20 protein-coding genes are annotated in these 21640 nt (G+C 45.1%); 4 read left to right on the top strand and 16 right to left on the bottom strand.

Annotated features, from left to right (window positions below):
* Nucleotides 1-7: 7 nt before the first annotated feature.
* On the bottom strand, nt 8-853 hold the full coding sequence (locus tag DKT73_RS07110; RefSeq protein ID WP_111637874.1) for an SDR family oxidoreductase: 846 nt from the start codon (nt 851-853) through the stop codon (nt 8-10).
* An 83-nt stretch (nt 854-936) separates the two neighbouring features.
* On the opposite strand from DKT73_RS07110, the gene DKT73_RS07105 reads away from it, so the two are divergent.
* Entirely contained in the window at nt 937-1347 is a 411-nt protein-coding gene (locus DKT73_RS07105; protein WP_111605779.1) for a winged helix-turn-helix transcriptional regulator, read from the top strand.
* Nucleotides 1348-1430: 83 nt separating this feature from the next.
* Here DKT73_RS07105 and DKT73_RS07100 read toward each other — a convergent pair whose 3' ends face one another.
* From DKT73_RS07100 to DKT73_RS07090, 3 genes are all read right to left on the bottom strand, one after another.
* Nucleotides 1431-2177: a siderophore ferric iron reductase gene (locus tag DKT73_RS07100; RefSeq protein WP_111637873.1), complete on the bottom strand. Its 747-nt coding sequence runs from the start codon at nt 2175-2177 to the stop codon at nt 1431-1433.
* 44 nt (nt 2178-2221) lie between these two features.
* Entirely contained in the window at nt 2222-4363 is a 2142-nt protein-coding gene (locus tag DKT73_RS07095) for a TonB-dependent siderophore receptor (RefSeq protein ID WP_111637872.1), read from the bottom strand.
* A gap of 145 nt (nt 4364-4508) precedes the next feature.
* Entirely contained in the window at nt 4509-5384 is an 876-nt protein-coding gene (locus tag DKT73_RS07090) for a helix-turn-helix domain-containing protein (protein WP_111637871.1), read from the bottom strand.
* A gap of 170 nt (nt 5385-5554) precedes the next feature.
* Here DKT73_RS07090 and DKT73_RS07085 point away from each other — a divergent pair, with 170 nt between their 5' ends.
* Nucleotides 5555-6685: an MFS transporter gene (locus DKT73_RS07085; RefSeq protein ID WP_111637870.1), complete on the top strand. Its 1131-nt coding sequence runs from the start codon at nt 5555-5557 to the stop codon at nt 6683-6685.
* Nucleotides 6686-6761: 76 nt separating this feature from the next.
* On the opposite strand, the gene gmhB is transcribed toward DKT73_RS07085, so the two are convergent.
* From gmhB to def, 7 genes are all read right to left on the bottom strand, one after another.
* Entirely contained in the window at nt 6762-7319 is a 558-nt protein-coding gene (gene gmhB / locus DKT73_RS07080) for a D-glycero-beta-D-manno-heptose 1,7-bisphosphate 7-phosphatase (RefSeq protein ID WP_111637869.1), read from the bottom strand.
* Between the two features lie 56 nt (nt 7320-7375).
* Nucleotides 7376-7849, bottom strand: coding sequence for a Cys-tRNA(Pro) deacylase (ybaK, locus tag DKT73_RS07075; RefSeq protein WP_111637868.1), 474 nt, complete (start codon nt 7847-7849; stop codon nt 7376-7378).
* Nucleotides 7850-7864: 15 nt separating this feature from the next.
* Nucleotides 7865-9313, bottom strand: a complete 1449-nt coding sequence (locus tag DKT73_RS07070; RefSeq protein WP_111637867.1) for a TrkH family potassium uptake protein — start codon at nt 9311-9313, stop codon at nt 7865-7867.
* A gap of 71 nt (nt 9314-9384) precedes the next feature.
* On the bottom strand, nt 9385-10758 hold the full coding sequence (trkA, locus tag DKT73_RS07065; protein ID WP_111637866.1) for a Trk system potassium transporter TrkA: 1374 nt from the start codon (nt 10756-10758) through the stop codon (nt 9385-9387).
* A gap of 377 nt (nt 10759-11135) precedes the next feature.
* Entirely contained in the window at nt 11136-12527 is a 1392-nt protein-coding gene (gene rsmB, locus DKT73_RS07060; protein ID WP_111637865.1) for a 16S rRNA (cytosine(967)-C(5))-methyltransferase RsmB, read from the bottom strand.
* Nucleotides 12528-12536: 9 nt separating this feature from the next.
* Entirely contained in the window at nt 12537-13535 is a 999-nt protein-coding gene (gene fmt, locus DKT73_RS07055) for a methionyl-tRNA formyltransferase (protein WP_111637864.1), read from the bottom strand.
* 94 nt (nt 13536-13629) lie between these two features.
* Nucleotides 13630-14145, bottom strand: a complete 516-nt coding sequence (def, locus tag DKT73_RS07050) for a peptide deformylase (RefSeq protein ID WP_111637863.1) — start codon at nt 14143-14145, stop codon at nt 13630-13632.
* Between the two features lie 236 nt (nt 14146-14381).
* Between def and dprA the strand changes: the two genes are divergently transcribed.
* Nucleotides 14382-15698 carry a DNA-processing protein DprA gene (gene dprA / locus DKT73_RS07045; RefSeq protein WP_111637862.1) on the top strand — a complete coding sequence of 439 codons (1317 nt, stop codon included), beginning with the start codon at nt 14382-14384 and terminating at the stop codon, nt 15696-15698.
* A 46-nt stretch (nt 15699-15744) separates the two neighbouring features.
* On the opposite strand, the gene DKT73_RS07040 is transcribed toward dprA, so the two are convergent.
* Nucleotides 15745-16164, bottom strand: a complete 420-nt coding sequence (locus DKT73_RS07040; protein WP_111637861.1) for an Hsp15 family ribosome-associated heat shock protein — start codon at nt 16162-16164, stop codon at nt 15745-15747.
* A 44-nt stretch (nt 16165-16208) separates the two neighbouring features.
* Here DKT73_RS07040 and cysQ point away from each other — a divergent pair, with 44 nt between their 5' ends.
* Nucleotides 16209-17057 carry a 3'(2'),5'-bisphosphate nucleotidase CysQ gene (cysQ, locus tag DKT73_RS07035; RefSeq protein ID WP_111637860.1) on the top strand — a complete coding sequence of 283 codons (849 nt, stop codon included), beginning with the start codon at nt 16209-16211 and terminating at the stop codon, nt 17055-17057.
* Between the two features lie 147 nt (nt 17058-17204).
* On the opposite strand, the gene DKT73_RS07030 is transcribed toward cysQ, so the two are convergent.
* Genes DKT73_RS07030 through DKT73_RS07015 form a run of 4 tightly spaced genes read right to left on the bottom strand, consistent with a single transcriptional unit; the run spans nt 17205 to nt 21632 of the window.
* The gene (locus tag DKT73_RS07030) at nt 17205-18797 is read right to left on the bottom strand and encodes an alpha-glucosidase (protein ID WP_111637859.1); all 1593 of its coding nucleotides are present in this window, start codon (nt 18795-18797) and stop codon (nt 17205-17207) included.
* Between the two features lies 1 nt (nt 18798).
* Nucleotides 18799-19827, bottom strand: a complete 1029-nt coding sequence (locus tag DKT73_RS07025) for an ABC transporter ATP-binding protein (protein ID WP_111637858.1) — start codon at nt 19825-19827, stop codon at nt 18799-18801.
* A 12-nt stretch (nt 19828-19839) separates the two neighbouring features.
* Nucleotides 19840-20673 carry a carbohydrate ABC transporter permease gene (locus DKT73_RS07020; RefSeq protein WP_111637857.1) on the bottom strand — a complete coding sequence of 278 codons (834 nt, stop codon included), beginning with the start codon at nt 20671-20673 and terminating at the stop codon, nt 19840-19842.
* The gene (locus DKT73_RS07015; RefSeq protein ID WP_111637856.1) at nt 20670-21632 is read right to left on the bottom strand and encodes a carbohydrate ABC transporter permease; all 963 of its coding nucleotides are present in this window, start codon (nt 21630-21632) and stop codon (nt 20670-20672) included. Before DKT73_RS07015 ends, DKT73_RS07020 begins: the two co-directional genes overlap by 4 nt.
* Nucleotides 21633-21640 lie beyond the last annotated feature (8 nt).

Genomic DNA, 21640 nt, shown 5'->3' with positions numbered 1-21640 from the left:
TCTTTTATTACAACACCGCTTTTATGCTGTCTTCAATGGGCGTGGTTGGATGACCAATCAGAGTCGATAAGTTTTTGCTGTCGTTAAACAAGCCGCCTTTGGAGGCGCCGACTTCCGAGTTAGCAAGGATGGCGGCAAAGCCCTCTGGTAAGCCTGCGCCGACCAGAATCTTGGTGAATTCTGCTTCCGGTACATTGTGGTAGGCCACGGTTTTGCCTGATACCTTGCTGATCGCTGCGGCGTATTCGCTGAGTGTGAATGCAGTGTCGCCTGCTAGCTCGTATACTTTGCCCGCTTGTCCGTCTTTTAAGAGTACAGCTGCGGCGGCTTCTGCGTAATCAGCACGGGTTGCCGTCGAGAATTTGCCTTCTTCAGCACAGCCGACAACACCGTATTCTAAGGCAGTTGCTAGACTCATTGTGTAATTTTCTGAGTACCAGCCATTGCGCAGCAATACATAGGGTACGCCAGATTCTGCCAACAGATTTTCGGTGGCTACGTGTTCTTCTGCCAAGATCAGCGGTGATGTGTTCGCGTTCAAAATACTGGTGTAAGCAATCAGAGAAACGCCCGCTTGTTTTGCGGCATGGATGACGTTGCTGTGCTGAGCAGTACGTTGGCCCACTTCACTTGAAGAGATTAATAATACTTTTTCAACGCCTTGCATCGCTGCAACAAGAGCGTTTTGGTCGGTGTAATCAGCTTGACGAACTTGTACGCCCTTTTCAGCTAAGTCTTTTACGCTGTCTGGATTACGAACGGCGGCGATGATGTTGCTCGCGGCTGTTTTCTCTAATAGTGATGCAATCACGAGACGGCCAAGTTGGCCTGATGCGCCAGTTACTAAAATCATATTATTCTCCTTTGAGTTTCGAGTAGATGGAAGTAGAATATATCACTAACAAACTTTTAGTAAGTACGTACAAAAAGGTAAGTATGGAAAATAATTTACAAAATTCTCAGAACGGTATGGCTCATTTATTTGATCGGGGGGATGTGTTTTCAGACAAGTGTCCTTCGCGTGATATTTTGAAACATGTGACGAGTCGCTGGGGCGTATTGGTGTTGTTTGCACTGAAGGACGGTGAAACACATCGCTTTAGTGAATTGCGTCGCAAGATATCTGGCGTCAGTGAAAAAATGCTGGCGCAAACGCTCCAAGCCTTAGAGCTAGACGGCTTTGTCCTACGCACGTCGTATCCTGTTGTGCCGCCTCATGTGGAATACAGTTTGACGACATTAGGGCTTGAAGTGGCGGTTCGCGTTGCCAGTTTGGCAGACTGGATTGAAGACAATCTTACGGATATTTTAGCCCAGCAGTCACGCAGTGAAACATTGGTTTCTTAAAGTCTTATAATAATTGGCTTACATTCTAAGTAAGCACTTACTATCTGGTTTATTTGATCTAGCCTCGACGGCGTGTTTCAACATCAAGAGACGCTACATTGCTGTTTCTTCTTGGCGCTTTTGGTATGCAGTCTTGGGCAGTTGGAACAAAGTTCTCCGCCTTCACGGCGAAAATGTAAGCAGCAGGTATGACGAACAAAAATAGGCGTTTTGGCTGTTTGTAGGTTAAGTCCTTCAAGCGGTTTCATTGGTAAATTCATGGCCTGCGCCCAAAGACGAAAATCTTCTGCTAAATTGTGTTTTTGTTCGTCCGGTAGCAAGTTACCTATACCAATTAAGGTACTCATTAGCTGGTCCGCAAGCAATCCCTTATAAAGCGCGGGTTGCCCTCCAAACGCATTCACATGGGCGGTTTCAAGAGATTGGAAAAGACTGTTGAGCTGCTCACAAACCATTGTAATCAGGACTTCGTGGCTTCCTTCTTGCCATATGCCATCTGGTAAGCAAAAACCAGCCACCATCTCGCCGCTTTGTTTTTGCTCTATCGCTTTTAAGCTTAGCGGAACCGCTTTGAGCTGATAAACACAAATCATCGCTAAATAGATCGGCTGCCAACACACTAATCCCCAACACCGTATACGCCAATAAGGCGCCCCTGTTTCTGGGTGCGCCTCCTGTAGTGTGTTATGCAAAACCCGCAGAGCGTGTTCTGGATTTTTGGCTGATAGCCGTGTGATGCTCTGTTTTTCATCAGAGACACCCTCTTGTCCATCCAATACGGCAATGAATGATCTTGCTGTGTTGAAAAGACGATCTATAAGCCTTTCCATGTTTTTTTACCTCTAAAGAGTGGTTCTAAAACGCCCTGAGATAGCTAGAACTCATAACGGGCACTGATTTCGTAGGCTCTTTCGTCACCAAACCAGCAGTTGGATGCGTCGTAGCAGCTGTAATAGGTTTCATCCAATAGGTTACTCATGGCAAATCTCACGCTGGCGCCTTGCCATTGTGGTGACAATGCAGATAAGTCATAGCCAATAGACAAATCGACCAAAGTAAACGATGGCACAGTATTAGAATTGGCAGCATCAAGTTGCATTTGACCGACATAACGTACGCCTGCACCGAATGATGCCCCTACTAATTCCCCTTCTGTTGGTGCATAGGTTAGCCAGGTGTTGAATTGTTTTTTAGGTACCCAAACCGGTGTATTGCCTTCTATACCACTGTTGTCTTTGGTGACTTCAACATCTTGCAGTGTGTAGGCTGCTTTGACCGTTACGTCAGATGTAATGGCGTGTTGCAATTCAAGTTCGATACCACGAGAGCGCATTTCACCTACTTGGACTTTTTGGCTGTAGTCTGTGCTGTCCGGATCGCGAGTCAGTACGTTGCGTTTGGTGATTTCGAAAGCGGTTGCGCTGGCGGTGATCTCTCGTCTTTTGTATTTCAAGCCGGCTTCCCATTGGTCGGCGGTTGAGGTATCAAACGTTTTGCCATTGCGATCTGAACCTGTAATGGGTTCGAAACTTTGTGCGTAACTAACAAACGGTGCTACGCCATTATCAAATTCATACAGGGCGCCTGCTCGACCACTAAATTGGCTTTGATCGACCTTGGTATTGGTCGCTGCTCCGTATTTTCTGCCAGTTTCGGTCGATTTGAATTGATCATAGCGACCGCCGGCAATAAAGACCCACTGATCAAAGCGTATTTGATCTTGTAGATACAGCCCCGTTTGTTCTTTGTCGATGGTAAAGTCACTGCTGTATCCGGACCCTGCGAAGTCTAGATTGTCTCTGATAATTTGGTTGTGATCTGGATTATACAGATCGATGCTTGGTGCGACGGCATCTTCGTATATCACGTCAGATTTGAGTTTTAGATAGTCCACACCGACCAAAATATTGTGTTCTGCATTGCCGACATCAAATAATCCAGAAAATTGGTTATCTATATTGATGCCTTCGGATTTTTCATCCGTTAGGTAGGCACGACGGTTTAGGGTTCTCTCATCACTGTCTAGTGAAGAAGAGTAAGTGTTTTCTTGGTAGGCTTTGGCGGTGGTGAAACGCGCATTTTGTAAAAAGCGCCAAGTATTATTGATGTTGTGATCGAGCTTATAGCCCAGTAATAGAACATCTCTGTCGTAAGTCTCCCAGTTTGTGTCACCCGCATAGGCATCGGAAGACAGCTTGCCATTGATGCTGCTGTAGACGGTGCCTTTTGATGGCAAAGTGGAGTACACACCCATGCTTGGATCTTTTTGGTAATACATATTGAGGTTTAGCATGGTGTTGTCGCTTATTTTCCAATCAATAGAGGGCGCGATCATGATGCGCTCTTCTTCCGATGTGACGGCTTGTCCGTCTTTTTGACGAAATAATCCAACGACGCGATAGTTCATTGTGTCGTTAATGGCACCTGTACTATCGATCTGTGTTTCGCGTTTATTATCGCTACCTAAGGTTAATTCCACACTATGCTGGCTCTCAGACTGAGGGGCTTTACTAATGAGGTTCACCATACCGCCTGGTGGCATAGCGCCATACAGTGTCGAGGTTGGGCCTTTGAATACTTCTACTTGTTCCACGGCTGCCATGTCGATTTGCGGTTGTAGGTTCCAATCGTTATAGAGTAGCTGCAGTCCGTCATAGTAAGCTTTATCATTTTCAAACCCTCGGATATTAAAAAAATCCAATCGAGTTACCGCGCCACCGCGTAACTCTGTATTGATACCAGGTGTGTATCGAACGGCCTCTGCGACGGTTTCTGTACCTCTGTGTTGCAAAGCTTCCTTCTCTATTACTGAAATCGCTTGTGGTGTTTCTTCTGGGTCCAACTGTGTTTTTGTTGCGGTATTACGATATGTCTGGCCTTTTACAACGAGAGTGTCCAATTGATCTTCTAGGTTTATGTCAGTCGTTTCTGAGGTATCAGCAGCAAGGGAATAAGATGAGACTGAGGTAATGGCCAAAGCGAGTAAAGTAAGCTGGAACTGCACAGACGGTTTCATATTAACTCCGAGAAAAGAATAAAACAATATTGATAATGTGTCTCATTCTATTTTTATCGAGAACGTAAAACTTAACCTTTTGGTGCATCTTCATAAGAAGATGTGTTTATTGAATGTCATGGCGCATAAGGGGTTATGTGTCAGGTTACCTAGGTTTGATGGGAAGCCAATATTCCATGTAACTGTGCGAACTGTCTGGGTCGTAATTCGGTTCGTAAATTTCTAACTCATAGCCTTGTACCCCAAGATAATTGGAGTCTGGCAGCCATTGATAGATAAACCATTCCACGGCTTGTTCAATGGCGACGACTTTGCCATGTACTGGAATCACGGCGTATTCCTGAGCAGGTACTTGCATCGAGTCGAAATGCTTATTGGGCTGATCAACATATCCTACCCAATAACACATCTGATCTGGGTGTTGGGGGTGATCATTGGTATCTACGACACCGATAGGTCGAGTATGACTATCGATATGGTGTGCTTGTTTTTCTAATTGTTTCCAGAGCCGTGGTACCCGCTCGATAAAGTCGGGTGCAGAAGAAAAAGGTCCGCGTATCCAATCGTTGATGCCATGCAGCTGAAAATCATCGCGGCTTTCAAGGCGTATTTGTGTGAAGGTTTTTGGTGTGTCGATTTGTGCCGTATGCGGTTTCCTATATTGCAGTGGTGTACGCAGCCCATAGCGCTTTCCCTGTTGACGATAATGTCCAGGGGTACAGTTAAACATTTGTTTAAATGCGCGAGAGAAGCTTATTTCGGAGTCAAAACCACATTGTATGGCAATGTCAACGTGCCTATCTTTGCTTGATAGTAACAGTTCGGCTGCATTGCTTAAGCGTAACTCTCTAATGTATTGAGCAACAGTGAGTCCGGTTGCTTGACCAAAGACCCGTTGAAACTGCCAACGTGACCAACAGCTTTTTTCAGCCAAATTGAGAACATGAATAGGCTCATCCAAATGCTCGTGGATGTAGTCTAATACTTTTTCTATACGAGTAAGTCGATCTGGATTCGTCATGGACTGAGGGTTTTAAAATAATAACTATTATCATCTAATCTTGTAGCAATGCCAATGACCGATAGAAGGCTTGGGGATTTTCTTTTTAGAGTCTATTAATTAATCAAGTTGCGTGATTAAATCCCAATTATTTTTAATCATTCAAAACAATAAAAAATGGATGTTGTTCTATGAAGGAAATGACTCGGACTGGGCTCTATTTTGCTATGTTTCTTGCTGCTGGCGCCGTCTCTGGTTTGCTTGGACCAAGTTTGATTTATTTAGCAGGGCTAATTGATGCATCGGTCGCTGAAATCTCCATTGTTTTCACAGCTCGCGCAATTGGTAATATTTTAGGGGCCCTGCTTGCAGGCCGTATGTTTGATCGTTTACAAGGCCATCATTATCTTATAATGATGCTGCTTTGTGTGATCGCAGGTTTGATATTAGTCCCCTTCTCGACCAGTTTAACCATGCTGGTGGTATTGTTTTTCTTGCTTGGTGCTACTGAAGTTTCGGTTAACGCTGGCGGAAATATGATGATGCTGTGGTTGCATAAAGAAAAAGTCGGCTCATATGTGACGATTTTGCATTTGTGTTACAGCTCTGGGTGCATGCTAGCGCCGCTTATTTTGGTGTTTGCCGAATGGACGGGACAGAGTTATGGTGCTGGTTATTGGATGGTGGCGTTATACGCTCTTATCCTACCGTTTTTATTATGGCGACAGCCCAGCCCACGGTTTGAAGCCAGAGCGAGTGAAGTGGTTCCTGCGACTAAGCAGAAGGCCACTTTTTTGGCTTTTTTAACGGTGATTTTTTTGTATGTGGGATTTGAAATTACCATTGCTGGCTGGATTACCACGTACGCTGTCCTGTCTGGTGAAGACCACAATAGTGCCGCTATTTTAGTGACTTGGTTTTTTGTCAGCTTGTCATTGGGACGATTATTTTCGGTGATTTTATTGCGCTGGATTACTCCTAGACAGGGAATCTATGGATTATTAGCGATCAGCATGAGCGGCAGTGTGATGATGATATTGTCTGATGCTTCTTTGGTGATGATTGCTTTGTGGCTAGGGTTGGGTTGCTCAGCCTTTTTCCCCATGTTGTTCTCCTATGCCAACAGCATTATGTCACTTAATGGTAAGCGCACAGGGTATATCTTTGTCTGTTGTGGATTGGGAGCGTTGGTCGCTCCGTCTTTGACTGGGCCCATTATTGAGGCCTTTAGTGTGAGCGCTTTTCCGTATCTTTTGTTATTGTTGGCTGTTTTAATGGCGCTAAGTTGGCAGAGACTCGCCAGTATGACTCGAGCCCATTAGCGCTACTGGAAAGATCACCTTGTTAGTAATTGGTTACTAACAAGGTGTTTGAGCACACTTTAGTTTCTAAACAGCGTTAACTGTATTTATGCAGTAATGCAATGGTGAACGCTGCCAAGTCCGTATAGACGTTAAAGGGGAAGTCTATCGTTTTATACTGAGTCTCACGGCCTTTTCCCGTTAGAACCAATACTGGTGAGCAGCCGCGTGCATTTCCTGCCTGAAGGTCTCGTAAGGAGTCTCCGACCATGATGGCTGGGTGCTCTTCGAACGATAGACCAAGCTCTGCTTCAATTGCTTCAATCATCCCACTTTTGGGTTTACGGCAATGGCAGTTATCTTCTGGGCCATGTGGGCAATATTGAATGCCAGCGATTGTACCGCCCTCTGCCTCGACTAAGGCCGTCATTTTATCATGCATGGCGTATAGCGTGGCTTCGTCATAATAGCCCCGTGCAATGCCAGACTGATTGGTTACCACAAAGACTGAAAACCCTGCTTTGGATAATGCTGCTATGGATTTAATACTGCCTGGAATAGGCTGCCATTCATCGACAGATTTTACATAAGCGTCTGAATCTTGGTTAATGACGCCGTCACGGTCTAGTAAAATAATGGGTTTGATTTGCGTCATCTGGACATATGCCTTTCTTGGTAAAGTGAGTGATTTGATTGGCGTTATTGGTTGGCTTATTTACTTTCGCCAATGGCCGCGAAAGTGGCATTGCGACATGCGAGACTAAGATCCTTTGGTGCGAGGCCTATGTCTAATCCGCGTTGTCCGCCACTGACATAGATTTTTTCAAAGGCTTTAGCGGAGTCGTCTATGCAGGTTATGAGGCTTTTCTTTTGTCCTATTGGACTGATGCCACCAACCAGGTAACCCGTGAGTCGTTCTGCGTCTTTCACATCGGCCATGTGTAATTTTTTGACGCCCAACGCACTGGCAGCCCGTTTTAAATTCAGGGTGCCGGTAACTGGCACAATGGTGACAAAAGTTGTTTTGTCGTCGGTTACTAATAAGGTTTTAAACACACAAGCGGGGTCGAGGTGAAGCTTCTCAGCGGCCTCTTCGCCAAAATTAGAACAGTTTGGATCGTGTTCATATTCGTGCAGGCTAAACGCAATTTTTAGTTTCTTTAGCTGGTTGATGGCAGGTGTCACGATGGTAAATCCTTGTTATCTTTGCCAGAACATTGGGGTGAATAATACCAACAAGGTAAACACTTCTAAACGACCCAATAACATAGAGAAACACAGCATCCATTTTGCAGGGTCACTGACGCTGGTAAAGCTGGATGCCACATCGCCTAAGCCTGGACCAAGGTTGTTTAATGTGGCGGCGACCGCTGACCAAGCTGTGACCTGATCCAAGCCTGTCGCCATTAAGCCAATCATTAAGATAACGTAGACCAGTAAATAGGCTGAGAAAAACCCCCACACTGCAGACACAACTCTCTCGTTGATTGCTTTGCCGCCGACTTTAACTGGAATCACCGCATTAGGGTGAATGAGTCGCTGGATTTCACGCATGCCTTGTTTGAGTATTAGTAAAATACGGATTACCTTCATGCCCCCACCTGTAGAGCTTGCACAGCCACCGACAAAGGATGTAACAATCAATAAGAAAGGCAAAAAATGTGGCCAGCTAGAAAAATCCGAAGTACCAAAGCCTGATGTCGTAGCGATCGAGACGCTCTCAAAAACCGCGTATCTTAGTGATGTCGTCCAATCATACGTGGCTGTCATTGCCAGTACTAAGGTGGACAATATACAAGTGCTTAAGAGAATGAACAAAAAGAAACGTGCTTCTGGATCTTTAAAATAATGCCAGACACTTTTGTGACGCCAAGCGTAAAAGTGCAATGCAAAGTTACAGGCCGATACCACCATAAAAAAAGTACAAATCATTTCAATGGCGACACTGTCAAAGTAACCAATACTGGCGTCATGTGTTGAGAAACCACCAATAGCCACGGTCGAAAAACTGTGACAAATGGCATCGAACAAACTCATTCCCGCAATCCAATACCCTAAGGCGCAGACACTGGTTAGCGTGGCATAGATATACCAAAGCGCTTTTGCTGTTTCGGCAATACGCGGTGTTAATTTAGTGTCTTTTACTGGCCCTGGTGTTTCCGCACGATACAGCTGCATACCACCGATACCCAACATTGGCATGATGGCAACGGCCAAAACGATTATCCCCATCCCCCCCAACCAAGTTAATAACTGGCGATAGAATAAAATCGATTTTGGTAAATCATCGATACCCGTAAGGATGGTCGCCCCAGTGGTAGTCAGTCCAGAAATGGATTCAAACAAGGCATCTGTAAAAGTAAGGTTTGGTGTTTCGGCTAAGAAAAATGGCACCGAACCGAATAAGCCCAATACCGTCCAAAACAGAACGGTGACTAGGAAGCCATCACGAATTTTGAGTTCACCCCGTTCTTTTCGGACCGGGAACCACAATAAAAAACCGCCCAATAAGTTGATCGCTAACGCATACAAGAACGCATGAATAGTGCCATCTGAATAAATGATAGAAACAATAATCGGTGGAATCAGTGACACACTGAACACCATAACCAATAAACCAATAACGCGTAAAATAACACTAAAATGCATATTTGCTTCCTAGAACCTGACCTCGTTTTTGGCCTGATCTATGTTAATAATTTCTATCACAAACAACGCTTTTAAAAGAAACTTAAACCGACTTGGAAAAGTTGCTCAACCGCTGGGATCTGTTTTTTATTGGTCACAAAAATGATGACATGATCTTCTGCTTGAATGACCAAATCACCGGTTGCCACAATCATATTGTCTTCACGAACGATGGCCCCTATGGTAGCGCCATCAGGTAAGTTCAAATTAGCAATACTGCGGCCAACGACTTTTGACGAACGATAATCTCCGTGTGCGACCGCTTCTAATGCTTCCGCTGCGCCTTTGCGCATTGAGTGAACGTTAACAACATCGCCGCGACGAATATAACTTAATAAGGAGCTGATGGTGGTTTGTTGCGGCGATATGGCAATATCGATCATGCCTTCTTGAACAATGTCGACGTAAGCCGGATTGTTAATGATGGTCATAACCGTACGAACACCAAGCACTTTTGCCAGCATAGAAGACATGATGTTGGCTTCATCGTTGTTGGTTAAGGCGCAGAAAACATCGGTTGACTCAATGTTTTCTTCAAGCAGCAATTCCTGTTTAGACGCATCACCGTTTAGCACAATGGTATTGTCCAAAGTTTCAGATAGATAGCGGCAGCGCTCTGGGTCGCGTTCAATGATTTTGACGCGATATTCTTTTTCTAAACTCTGTGCTAAACGTTCCCCGATATTACCGCCACCGGCAATAATGATGCGTCGGTAAGGCACATCCAGCGGGCGCAACTCACTCATAACATCGAGCACGTCCCGTTGAGCTGTCAGAAAGAAAACTTCGTCGTTGGCACGAATGTGAGTGTTGCCATCCGGAGAGATAGACTTACCATCGCGATAAATAGCCGCAATACGTGTCTGAATGGATGGCATGTGCTCTTTCAAAAAGCTGATGGGTTGATCGATAAGCGGCCCCCCTTTTTCAGCTTTCACCACCACTAGCTGGACCTTGCCGTCAGCAAATTCCATCACTTGCAGAGCACCTGGGTAACGGATTAAACGACTAAGGTGTTTTGTTACTTCTTTTTCTGGACTGATGCGCACATCCATTGGAATCGCTTGATCAGCAAAGAGCTCAGGATATTTTGCGTAGGCACTAGAACGAACACGACCAATCTTGGTCGGTGTTTTAAATAAAGTGTGGGCTACCTGACACGCGATCATGTTGGTTTCATCTTGGTTACTTACCGCAATCAGCATATCGGCATCATTACAGCCTGCTTGGTCTAGTACATCTGGATGTGAGCCACTGCCTTCAACTGTCTGAATGTCGAGACGGTCCTGCAATTCTCTAAGGCGAGTTAAATTAGTATCAATGACGGTGATATCGTTATCTTCACTCGCCAAGTTTTCCGCAAGTGTGGCACCTACTTGGCCAGCCCCTATAATGATGATTTTCATAATCTGCCTTAGAGCGTTATTTGTTATTCGGCTCTTTGTTTAATGTATTAGTTCAAATGCCAAAATTGAGTCGTTTGCTCGATCGAACGTGCATATTTTTTGCTCGAATCAAGTAGAGTAAGTTTACCCACATAAGGACAATTATTTAACTTGAAGTTGATAAATACTCGTAATTATTTTGGATAATCATGGAATGAGATTTCTTTGATTAGTTAACGAGTGTTGAAACAGCGGCCAAACTCAAAAAAGCCCAGCGTATTATGTTTCATGTGAAACAATTCACTGGGCTTTTTTATACCACTTTATGCGACTGCGACCTTTTCTTGAGTCGTTTGCGCGATAGTATCTGCGTCTGTTTTAGGTATTGCCGATACAGATTACGCTTTTTGCAGGAGGCAGTAATAGAAACCATCATGGCCGTTTGCTGTCGGAAACAGTTGTCGACCATGGCTCACTGGAATCCCCCATTCTGTCACCAAACTCGGCGCCAAAGAATTTAATGCGACTTCTTTGGCGTCGCTTTGGTTTGCTAAGAAGTGTTGGATTTGTTGTTCGTTTTCTTCTGGCATTAAAGAGCAAGTCGCGTATAGCAGGAAGCCGCCCTGCTTCAGCGTTGTCCAAACCTGTTTAATAATTTCTCGTTGAATGATGACGAGTTCATCTATGTCTGCTGGTTTGCGATTGATTTTAATATCTGGATTACGACGAATTACCCCTGTGGCAGTACAAGGCACATCAAGTAGTATTTTGTCGAAATACTCACCATCCCACCAAGCTTTTAGATCGCTCGCATCGGCGCAAATTACATTGGCAGAATAGCCAAGACGCGCTAAATTGGATTCGATTTTTTCCATGCGCCATGACTCGAGTTCCACCGCAGTCAATTCCATTGAACTCAGTCCAGATGCGTTGGCTTTCTCTAACAAGTGACCTGTTTTTCCTCCGGGCGCTGCGCAAGCATCTAATACTTTTTCGCCATTTTTAGGCGATAAAATGTGAGCGGAAAGCTGAGCGGCTTCATCTTGAACGCTGACATAACCGGCATCAAAACCTGGTAACTCTCCCACTCGAACGGCGTTTCTTAGATACAAAGCAGATTCTGAAAATTCACCCTCTTCTGAATCTATACCCAAGTCAGCAAGTTGAGTCTTGTATGTTTCACGTGAAACGAGGCTCTCATTTATGCGAATACACATCGGCGGATGCGTGTTGCTGGCATCAATTATTGCTTCAAGGTGCTCTGGCCAGTGTTTATTAAAACGCTTCACCAGCCATTTTGGCATGTTGAATTCCACGGAGGGCTGGGCTTCAAGAATCTCAACGATGTCGTCGGCTTCTCTTTGATAGCGACGTAGCACGGCATTCATCAACTTGGTGGCCCAGTCTTTTTTCAAGATCCGGCAGGCTTCGACGGTTTCATTGACGGCCGCATGATCTGGCGTGTTCATGTAGGTTAATTGGTATAAACCTAAAAGTAAGACCGCGTATAAATCTGTGTCCTTTTCTTCGAAAGGATGGGCTAATAAATGCAAAGCAATGCTGTTTAACCTAGGGAACTGACGGCACACACCGAAACACAATTCCTTAAGCATCGGTGTATGCTCGCTGGCGACATCCAGTTGGTGACGAGCCAGTTGGGTGCTCAGTGAACCCTGCTGAAGCAGAATATTAGTGATGACTTTTACCGCCACTTGGCGAGGACTTTGTTGCCCGTGATTTGCACCGAGTTGGCCTGTGTTGGATGAAAAGGTCTTGTCGTATTGATTCATGCTGTTTGTTTACTCTTGATTTCCATTAACGCCAAGACGCTGACCTATTTCTAAGGCGGCTTTGTGTTTGCCATTTAAGGCATCTTGTACCTTCATGCGTTTACCGCCTGCAAATTGAATCTCGGTAATGAGCAGAGAACCTTGCCCTGTGGCGACGATAATGCCTTCTTTACTGACGACCAAGATCTCGCCTGGTGTCGAGGCTTCATCGCTGACGCTGGCGATGTGTGCGGCATGTATTTTCATGATACCCGCAAGGCTATTGGTATAAGCCACTGGCCAAGGCGATAAGCCACGGATCTGACGCTCTATCAATTCGGCAGACGCTGCCCAGTTAATATCGCCTTCTTGCTTGGTTAATTTTGCAGCGTAACACGTCAGGCGTTCATCCTGCTGTTCAGCAACCAATGACCCCGCTTTGAATTGCTCTAAAGCATCAATCAGAGTACTGCCACCAAGTACGGCTAATCGATCATGTAAGGTTTCTGATGTGTCTGACGGTTTGATATCGCAATGGGCTTTTAGCAACATATCGCCTGTATCCAAACCAACATCCATTTGCATAATGGTGATGCCCGTTTCGCTGTCTCCTGCCATCAAAGCACGATGGATGGGAGCGGCTCCACGCCAGCGTGGCAGCAAAGAAGCATGTACGTTAATGCAACCAAACTTAGGTGTATCCAAGACGACTTTTGGCAGGATGATGCCGTACGCAGCGACAATCATGAGGTCGGCTTCTAACGCGGCAAGCTGTGCTTTGTCTTCTTCTAACTTGAAATTTAGCGGCTGATAAACTGGAATGTCGTTGGCGATAGCAAGTTGTTTAACTGGGCTTTGAACCAGTTTCTGACCGCGCCCTGCTGGGCGATCTGGCTGAGTATAAACGCCAACGATCTCATACGGGTTTTCAGCGTTTGAGTCTTTCATTTTTGTTAAGAGTGCTTGCAGGCTGGCTGCTGCGAATTCTGGTGTGCCAGCAAAAACAATACGAAGTGGTGAGGTTGGCATAAAGGTTCCTTAACAAAAAATCAGGCCAAAGCCTGATTTTATAATGCGAATATCAATGTTCTTTGGTTCGTTAAAGTTAAGAAGAGCGAACTTCTTAACCTTGTTTTTGCGCTAGCTTGTGGGCTTTTTCCAGTTTGCTCTTAATGCGATTACGCTTTAGAGGTGTCAAATAATCAACCATGAGTTTGCCGTCAAGGTGATCCACTTCATGCTGTACGCAAACAGCCATCAGCTCATCAACTTCCATAGTGAAGGGTTTGCCATGACGGTCGAGCGCTTTGACTCGTACTTTAGCCGCACGATAAATGTGCTCGTAAAAACCGGGAACGGACAAACAGCCTTCTTGGAATTCATTGGGCTCGTCGTCTAATACTTCGAATTCTGGATTAATAAAAACGATTGGCTTGTTACGTTCTTCAGAGAAATCCATCACCACAAGGCGGTGATGATAGTCCACTTGTGTTGCGGCAAGACCCAAACCGTTTTCGTCATACATGGTATCCAGCATGTCGTCGATTTTGGTTTGCAGCTCATCAGTGAACTCGGTAATGGGTTTCGCTACCTTGCGTAAGCGATTGTCTGGGTATTCAAGTACAGTTAAAACAGCCATGATCTTTTCCAACGATGTGTCTTTGTTCGTGAGAGGAAAGCTTGTCTCCTACTCTTTTCATTCTCTCTATTGTAACGCAAGTCTGCCGCTTGGGCAGTCTTCTCGTGGCGGTTTTTTGGTCAATATGATTGAATAGGCTCTATAGTCAAAGACTATTCGTGTTTGACGGTGTGTTTTTACTGGCGCTATGGGGACGGAATACCCTATTTTTTCATTCGTAAGGAAGCGGTTTTATTATGTCTTTGTCTTTTCCTATCTCAGGTTTATCACCCACTGATTGGCTGTGTTTGAGTTTTTTGTCCGGGATTGGCCCTGCTCGATTGTCACGGCTTTATACTTACCTCAGTGAGCTGGACCAACAGACTCCAATGGACGAACGTGCGTCCCTGTCCTTGTTTGATGAAGAAAAAACGACTGAGGCGATTTCGTATGAGCTGCTGATCGCTTTAAAATGGCCTGAGATTACCGCTCGTCAGGCCATGGACTATTTTTCTAATGGCTTACTTACTAAGGAGCAGCAAGCGAAACGTGATGAGTCACTCGCTTGGCTAGAAGACACCGATCACCACTTAATACTACAAGAAGATGAGTATTACCCTAAGGCATTAAAAGAGATCTCCGTCGCGCCTGCGTTTCTTTATGTAGAAGGTAACAGAGACGCTTTGGCGTTACCGAAAATAGGCATTGTTGGGGCTCGAAAATGTTCGCGTTATGGTCGAGATATCACGTTTCAGTTTGCCGAGCAGTTGTCTACTCATGGTATTTGTGTCGTGAGTGGCGGTGCAATGGGAGTCGATACCGCAGCGCATCAAGGGGCATTACACAGCAAAACAACGCCGACGATTGGGGTGATGGGTACCGGTCTTTTTCATCGTTATCCACACCACAACAAACCACTGTTTGATGAAATCCTACAACAAGGTGGCGCATTAATAAGTGAATACCCACTATCAACCAGTCCACGTCCTCACTTGTTTCCGCCACGTAATCGGATTATCAGTGGTTTGAGTATGGGCGTGCTGGTAGCAGAGGCTTCGGTGAAAAGCGGCTCCTTGATCAGTGCCAGTTATGCGATTCAACAGAACCGTGAAGTCTTTGCCTTGCCGGGTCGATTGACCGATGCGCAGTCGGAAGGCTGCCATCAGTTACTGAGGCAAGGTGCGACTCTAGTTCGCCATGTGGATGATATTTTGGCTGAATGCCCAGAATTGCCCTCACCCTCCTTCATTCAAAAAGCATCCGATCAAAAGACACCAGACAAACGTTCAAGGGGGGAGAAAAAGACAGAAACGCCGTTGGCTGAAGACAGCGCTCCATTGACTGGCAGCAGCATGGTAAGGTTTGCCACGCAGACGTTTCATGCTTTACCTGAAACGGCGTCAGGCAATGCCAAACGTATCCTAACTATGATGGAACAGGAAGCGCAGCCGATGGATTTTGATGCCTTAATTCGCCACAGTAAAATAGACGCTGGATTGATGATGCAGGTGTTAATGGAATTAGAGTTGTTTGGTTGTATAGAGAATCGAGAAGGTTTGTATTTTCGGTGCTGATGACAATGACAGACCTTCTCGTCAGGCGAGCGAGCGGTTAGTAGGTTTAATCCATGCCACTAAAAATATCTTTCTTGAGTTGCTTAATGTCGCGACGCTCTTTTTTATTGGGTTTATGGTCGGACATGATTCGGCCGCCAAAAGACTTGTTCTCTAAAGCGCGCTTTTCGCGTTTTTCAATGGACTCAGGCGTTTCTTCGTACAGCATTTGTGCTTCTGGCGCGCCGCGGCGTTGTTCGCTAATGGCTTTGATCTCAACGATCTTTTCATCCCAACCAATGCGTATACCAATTAAGGCGCCCACTTCCACATTACGGCTAGCTTTGCCTTTACTGCCGTTGTAAGACACCTTGCCACCGTCGATGGCGTCTTTGCAAAGTGAACGGGTTTTAAAAAAACGTGCGGCCCAAAGCCACTTATCTAAACGAACGGCTTGTGGAGTTGACTGCTTTTCTGTTTTACTCATAAGGAATACGTTGACCCTATTCTGTTGTCATATTTGAGGCTGTTATGCAGGACATTAGTAGACATCCCATTTTCCAAGCACTGCAAAAAATAATACACGATGCGGCCGATGTGATCATGGAAATTTATCAAGGTGCCGATTTAGGCATTGAGCAAAAACTGGATGACAGTCCGGTGACGGCGGCCGATCTCGCTGCACACAAAGTGATTCTAGCAGGTTTGCAAGCACTTACACCTGATATTCCAGTGTTATCTGAAGAAGGCGTTGTGGCCTTTGAAGAGCGTTCACAGTGGCCCATGCTTTGGATCGTTGACCCGCTGGATGGTACGAAAGAGTTTATCAAGCGCAACGGTGAATTCAGTATCAACATTGCTTTGGTTGAAAACGGCGCCCCCATTCTGGGTGTGGTGTATTTACCGACCACAACCGAAGGCTATTTTGGAGTGACCAAAACTTGGCAAGATTTGCCAGTCGGCGCTTTTAAATGGCAAGGTGAAGAATACGAGCGCATAAATGTCCGTGAACCGCGCGAGCCGATCATTGCCATGACAAGCCGCAGCCACGGCCCTGCACTGCCCGCGTCACTGAAAAATAAGCTAAAGCAAACCTACGAACAGGTACGAGAACTACCCAAGGGCAGTTCAATAAAAGGCTGTCGAATTGCCGAAGGCATCGCGGACTTACATTTGCGTCGAGGCCCAACCAGTGAATGGGATACCGCTGCTCAGCAAGCCATCATCGAAGCCGCCGGCGGCATGCTCGTCACACCAAATGGCAAACCCTTTCGCTACAATCAACGAGAAACCCTACTCAACGGTCACTTCTTTGTATCCGGTGCGGAACTCGCTCCTTATGTAATGGCTTGGTATCTTGAAAACACCGATGAAGAGTAATGCTTACTCTTCAGGCTTTCCTTTCAGAGTGTTTAAACGTTTTACCTTGGTATCATTTATCTCATTGTTTCACGTGAAATATGTCGAAACAAAAAATACCTTTGCGTGGTAAAACGCAAAGGTCAGTTGGTTAAATTGTTTAAACCGTTATCTTATTAAAAAAGCAAAGCCATTAGCCTCCAATTGTATGTTTTGTTCCTCTACGGTGGCGTGCTGATGTTTGACACTCCGTGTAAATTCACTGGTGTTTTGGTAGGTCACTGGTTGATGGCTGAGGTTAAAAACGCATAGCATGGTGTCACCTCGAACATAGGCTAGCAGTGAGTTTTCCTCGTTGATAAAGCGTGAATTTCCACTCCGTAGAGAGGCGTTTTGCTTACGAAACGCCAGCATGCCCCGATAAAAATTAAGCACAGATTCTGGATTATGGTCTTGGTCGGCGACGTTTCGTTGACGCTGCTTGTCTTTGACTGGAAGCCATGGTGGGGCAGAAGAAAACCCAGCAAACTGAGTATTATTCCAACTCATTGGCGTGCGACAGCCATCCCTTCCCTTGTCTTCAGGCCAAAACTCAATGCCTTGTGGATCAACCAATTCGTCGTAGTTTAAATCTGTTTCTTGTTGCCCCAACTCTTCGCCTTGATACAGACAAACAGAGCCTTCTAAACTTAATAATAAAGCACAGGCTTGTTTGGCTAACAGCGTTGGGTCTTGAGCATGGTGCTGCCAACGACTCACATGTCGAACAACATCGTGATTGGAGAAGGCCCAGCACGGCCACCCCTTTGGTGCTAGTCGGAAGAATTCTGTTATTTGTTTTGAAAAATGTTTGGGTGAAAACGAATGACCTAACATTTCAAATGAGTACGCCATATGCAATCGTTTATCTGTCGTATATTCTCCCATCATTTCGATAGGATGATGGCTTTCTCCTACCTCCCCAACGGATGTTGTGGCTCCATATTCATCCAGTAAAGCTCTAAATTTTTTAAGAAAAACCAAATTCTCTGGTTGGTTTTTTGAAAATAGATGATATTGCATGTGGTAAGGATTCCAATCAACTACGGATTTTTGGCGAAAATCCGCGGCGTCATCACGTAACAATGCATCATGAAAGTAAAAATTAACCGTGTCTAAACGGAAGCCATCGACGCCACGCTCTAACCAAAAGCGCACTGTGCTGAGAATCCACTCTTGCACGGCTGGATTATGAAAGTTCAAATCCGGCTGTTGGCGTAAAAAATTATGCAAATAATACTGCTTGCGACGCGGCTCCCATTGCCAGCCGACACCGCCAAAAATCGATAGCCAGTTATTCGGCGGTGAGCCATCGGGTTTCGCATCTGCCCACACATACCAATCGGCTTTATCATTGCTTTGGTCTTGGCGGCTTTCTAAGAAATAAGGATGCTGGTCACTCGTGTGTGAAAGCACTTGATCTATAATAACTTTAAGGCCTAACTTATGAGCCTTGGCTATCATTTCATCGAAATCTGACAGTGTTCCGAAAGACGGATCTATATCGGTATAATTGGAAACATCGTAGCCCATGTCTTTCATTGGCGACGTGAAAATGGGAGAAAGCCAAATAGCGTCAACACCTAGATCTGCTAAATAGTCTAAACGGCTCGTAATGCCAGGAATGTCCCCTATACCGTCATCGTTACTATCTAGGAAAGATCTTGGATAAATCTGATAGGTAACGCTACCACGCCACCATTCTTGCTCACTAGTATTCATTTTAAATAGTCTCACTGTTGGCTGTGGAAGTGATAGGCAAACCGTTGTTGTCAAATCGATGGAGGTGTTCTCCTAATGGACGTACATTAACTTGAGTACCTAGCGGAATTCGTTGTTGTCCATCCAAGCGAACAACGAGAGGATCTTTTATACCCAAATCCAAGAATAAAAAGAAATCTGCACCTAGGTTTTCTGTGTGAACTACTTCCCCACTCCATATACCGTCGTTATGATCGATAACCAGATGTTCAGGGCGAATACCCAAAGTATGACACTGGTGTTTTACAGCGATATCGCCAGTGAGAAAGTTCATTTTTGGAGACCCAATAAAGCCGGCAACAAAAAGAGATTTCGGATGACTGTAGAGCTCTTCTGGTGTGCCAACTTGTTCGATATTACCGTCTCTTAGGACGCAAATTCGATCTGCCAGTGTCATTGCTTCCACTTGATCATGGGTAACGTAAACCATGGTGGTGTTTTTCATTTTGTGATGTAACTTGGCTATTTCTAGTCGAGTATCTACACGTAAAGAGGCATCTAAGTTAGATAAAGGTTCGTCAAAAAGAAATACTCTCGGATCCCTGACAATCGCGCGGCCAATGGCAACCCGTTGACGTTGGCCGCCGGAAAGTTGTTTAGGTAAGCGATCAAGTAAATGGTCTATTTGCAGCATTTTAGCGGCTTCAATAACGCGAGCTTCCATTTCTTTGTTGGAAAAATTGGCTAATTTGAGCCCAAATGCCATATTTTTATACACAGACATATGTGGATACAGAGCGTAGGACTGAAATACCATAGCGATGCCACGTTCAGACGGCACTTTGTCATTCATGGACACACCATCAAATAATAGCGCTCCAGATGTAATGTCTTCTAATCCACAAATAAGACGTAATAACGTTGACTTACCACAACCGGAAGGGCCGACAAACACCATAAGTTCACCTGCATTAATGGTGAGATCGACATTTCGAATAACATCTGTACTGCCGAACGTTTTACTCAGATTTTTAAGTTCAATTTTAGCCATAATGAATACTCCTTAGCCTTTCACGCCACCAGCGGTTAGGCCGGACACAATTTTTCGCTGGAAAATAAGCACCAAGATCACGAGTGGAACGGTGACCAAAACAGAGGCCGCCATAATTAACCCCCAGGGTGTTTCGTATTGAGATGAGCCTGACAACATAGCAATGGCAACCGGCACGGTGCGCATGGTTTCCGATGCGGTAAAGGTCAGAGCGAATAAGAACTCGTTCCAAGCACCAATGAAGGCGAGTAAGCCAGTTGTGACCAAAGCAGGCCACAGTAAGGGCATAAAAATTTGCGTGATAATGACCCAAGGCGTGGCACCATCGACAATCGCCGCCTCTTCAATTTCGACGGGCAAATCACGCATAAAGGTGGTCAACACCCAAACGGTAAATGGCAGCGTAAAAATGGTGTAAGACAAAATCATCGCCCAAGGGGTGTTGTATATCCCAATAAAGCGAATAAGTTCGAATAGTCCTGCTAGCACGGCTATTTGTGGAAACATAGAGACGGCTAAGATAGTCATCAGCAATAACCCTCGACCTCTAAATCGGACCCTTGCTAAAGCGTAGGAGGCCGTAACGGCGAGAAAGAGTGCGAATACGACAGTGGTACTGGCAATAAATACGGAATTTAAGGTGCTGCGTATAAATTTGCCGTTGTTCAGTATGTCGATGTAGTTGCGAAAATCGAACGATGAAGGGAAATAATTCACCTTGAACAAATCGGTTCCTGTCTTAAAGCTGGTTAAGATCGCATAGTAAAATGGGAACACTGAAATAAGGACTATAACCACCACGACGGCATAGAAAGCGATATTGTTGCGTAATGTCTTGTTCGTCATGATTGGTCTCCATTTAGATCGAGCTTGCCAAGCCAAATATAAAGCGCGACGCACACCGCTATAATGGCAAACAATAAGGTTGACTGAGCTGAGCCATAGGCAAACTTGTCAAATTCAATGAGGTTTTCTCTGGAAATAATCGACATGGTTTTGGTGGCGGTAGAGTTTGGCGTGAGCACATAGACCAAATCAAACATGCGCAATGCATCAAGCGTCCGAAAGATAACCGCTACCATGAGCGCCGGTTTTACTAAAGGAAGTGTCACTTGAAAGAAGACTTTGATGGGATGGATTCCATCAATTTTGGCTGATTCGTACATGTCCCTTGGGATCATTTGCAACCCGGCCAAACAAAGCAGAGCCATAAAGGGCGTCGTTTTCCAGATATCGACAATCAAGACGGACAACATGGCTGTATCAAGATTCGCTGTCCAAGCGATTTTATGATCGATTAATCCTACAGTGAGGAGCATGTCATTAATGATGCCGAATTGGTCATTAAACATCCATGCCCACATTTTTGCTGAAACAATTGTTGGGATTGCCCACGGTATTAAAATGGCTGCTCGTACTAAACCTCGGCCTTTGAATTCAGCGTTTAAGACCAGAGCAACCATTAATCCAATAATGGTTTCTAAGGTGACAGAAACGACAGCAAATTTTACGGTATTCCAAACTGCATTCCACCAAGCAGGATCAACTAAGGTGCCGGAGTAAATGGTGCGCCCAGACGACAGTGTTCTCCAACTTAAATAGTTTTTGAAACCGACCCACTCTCCTCCATACAAATCGGTTAGAGAGGTGTCGGTAAATGAAAAATAAATGGAGCGTAAGAGTGGCCAGGCAGCGACACAAAGTAATACGAATAACATTGGCGCTAGAAACCAAAATGCCGCTCGTTGTTTTTGCTGTTGCAAACTAGAGATGGGCGAATTGGTTAAGGTGTGTTTTTTAAACATACAAACGT

This window comes from Marinomonas shanghaiensis (genome assembly GCF_003259175.1).
Taxonomy (GTDB): domain Bacteria; phylum Pseudomonadota; class Gammaproteobacteria; order Pseudomonadales; family Marinomonadaceae; genus Marinomonas; species Marinomonas shanghaiensis.
This window is presented reverse-complemented; position numbering and strand designations above follow the sequence as displayed.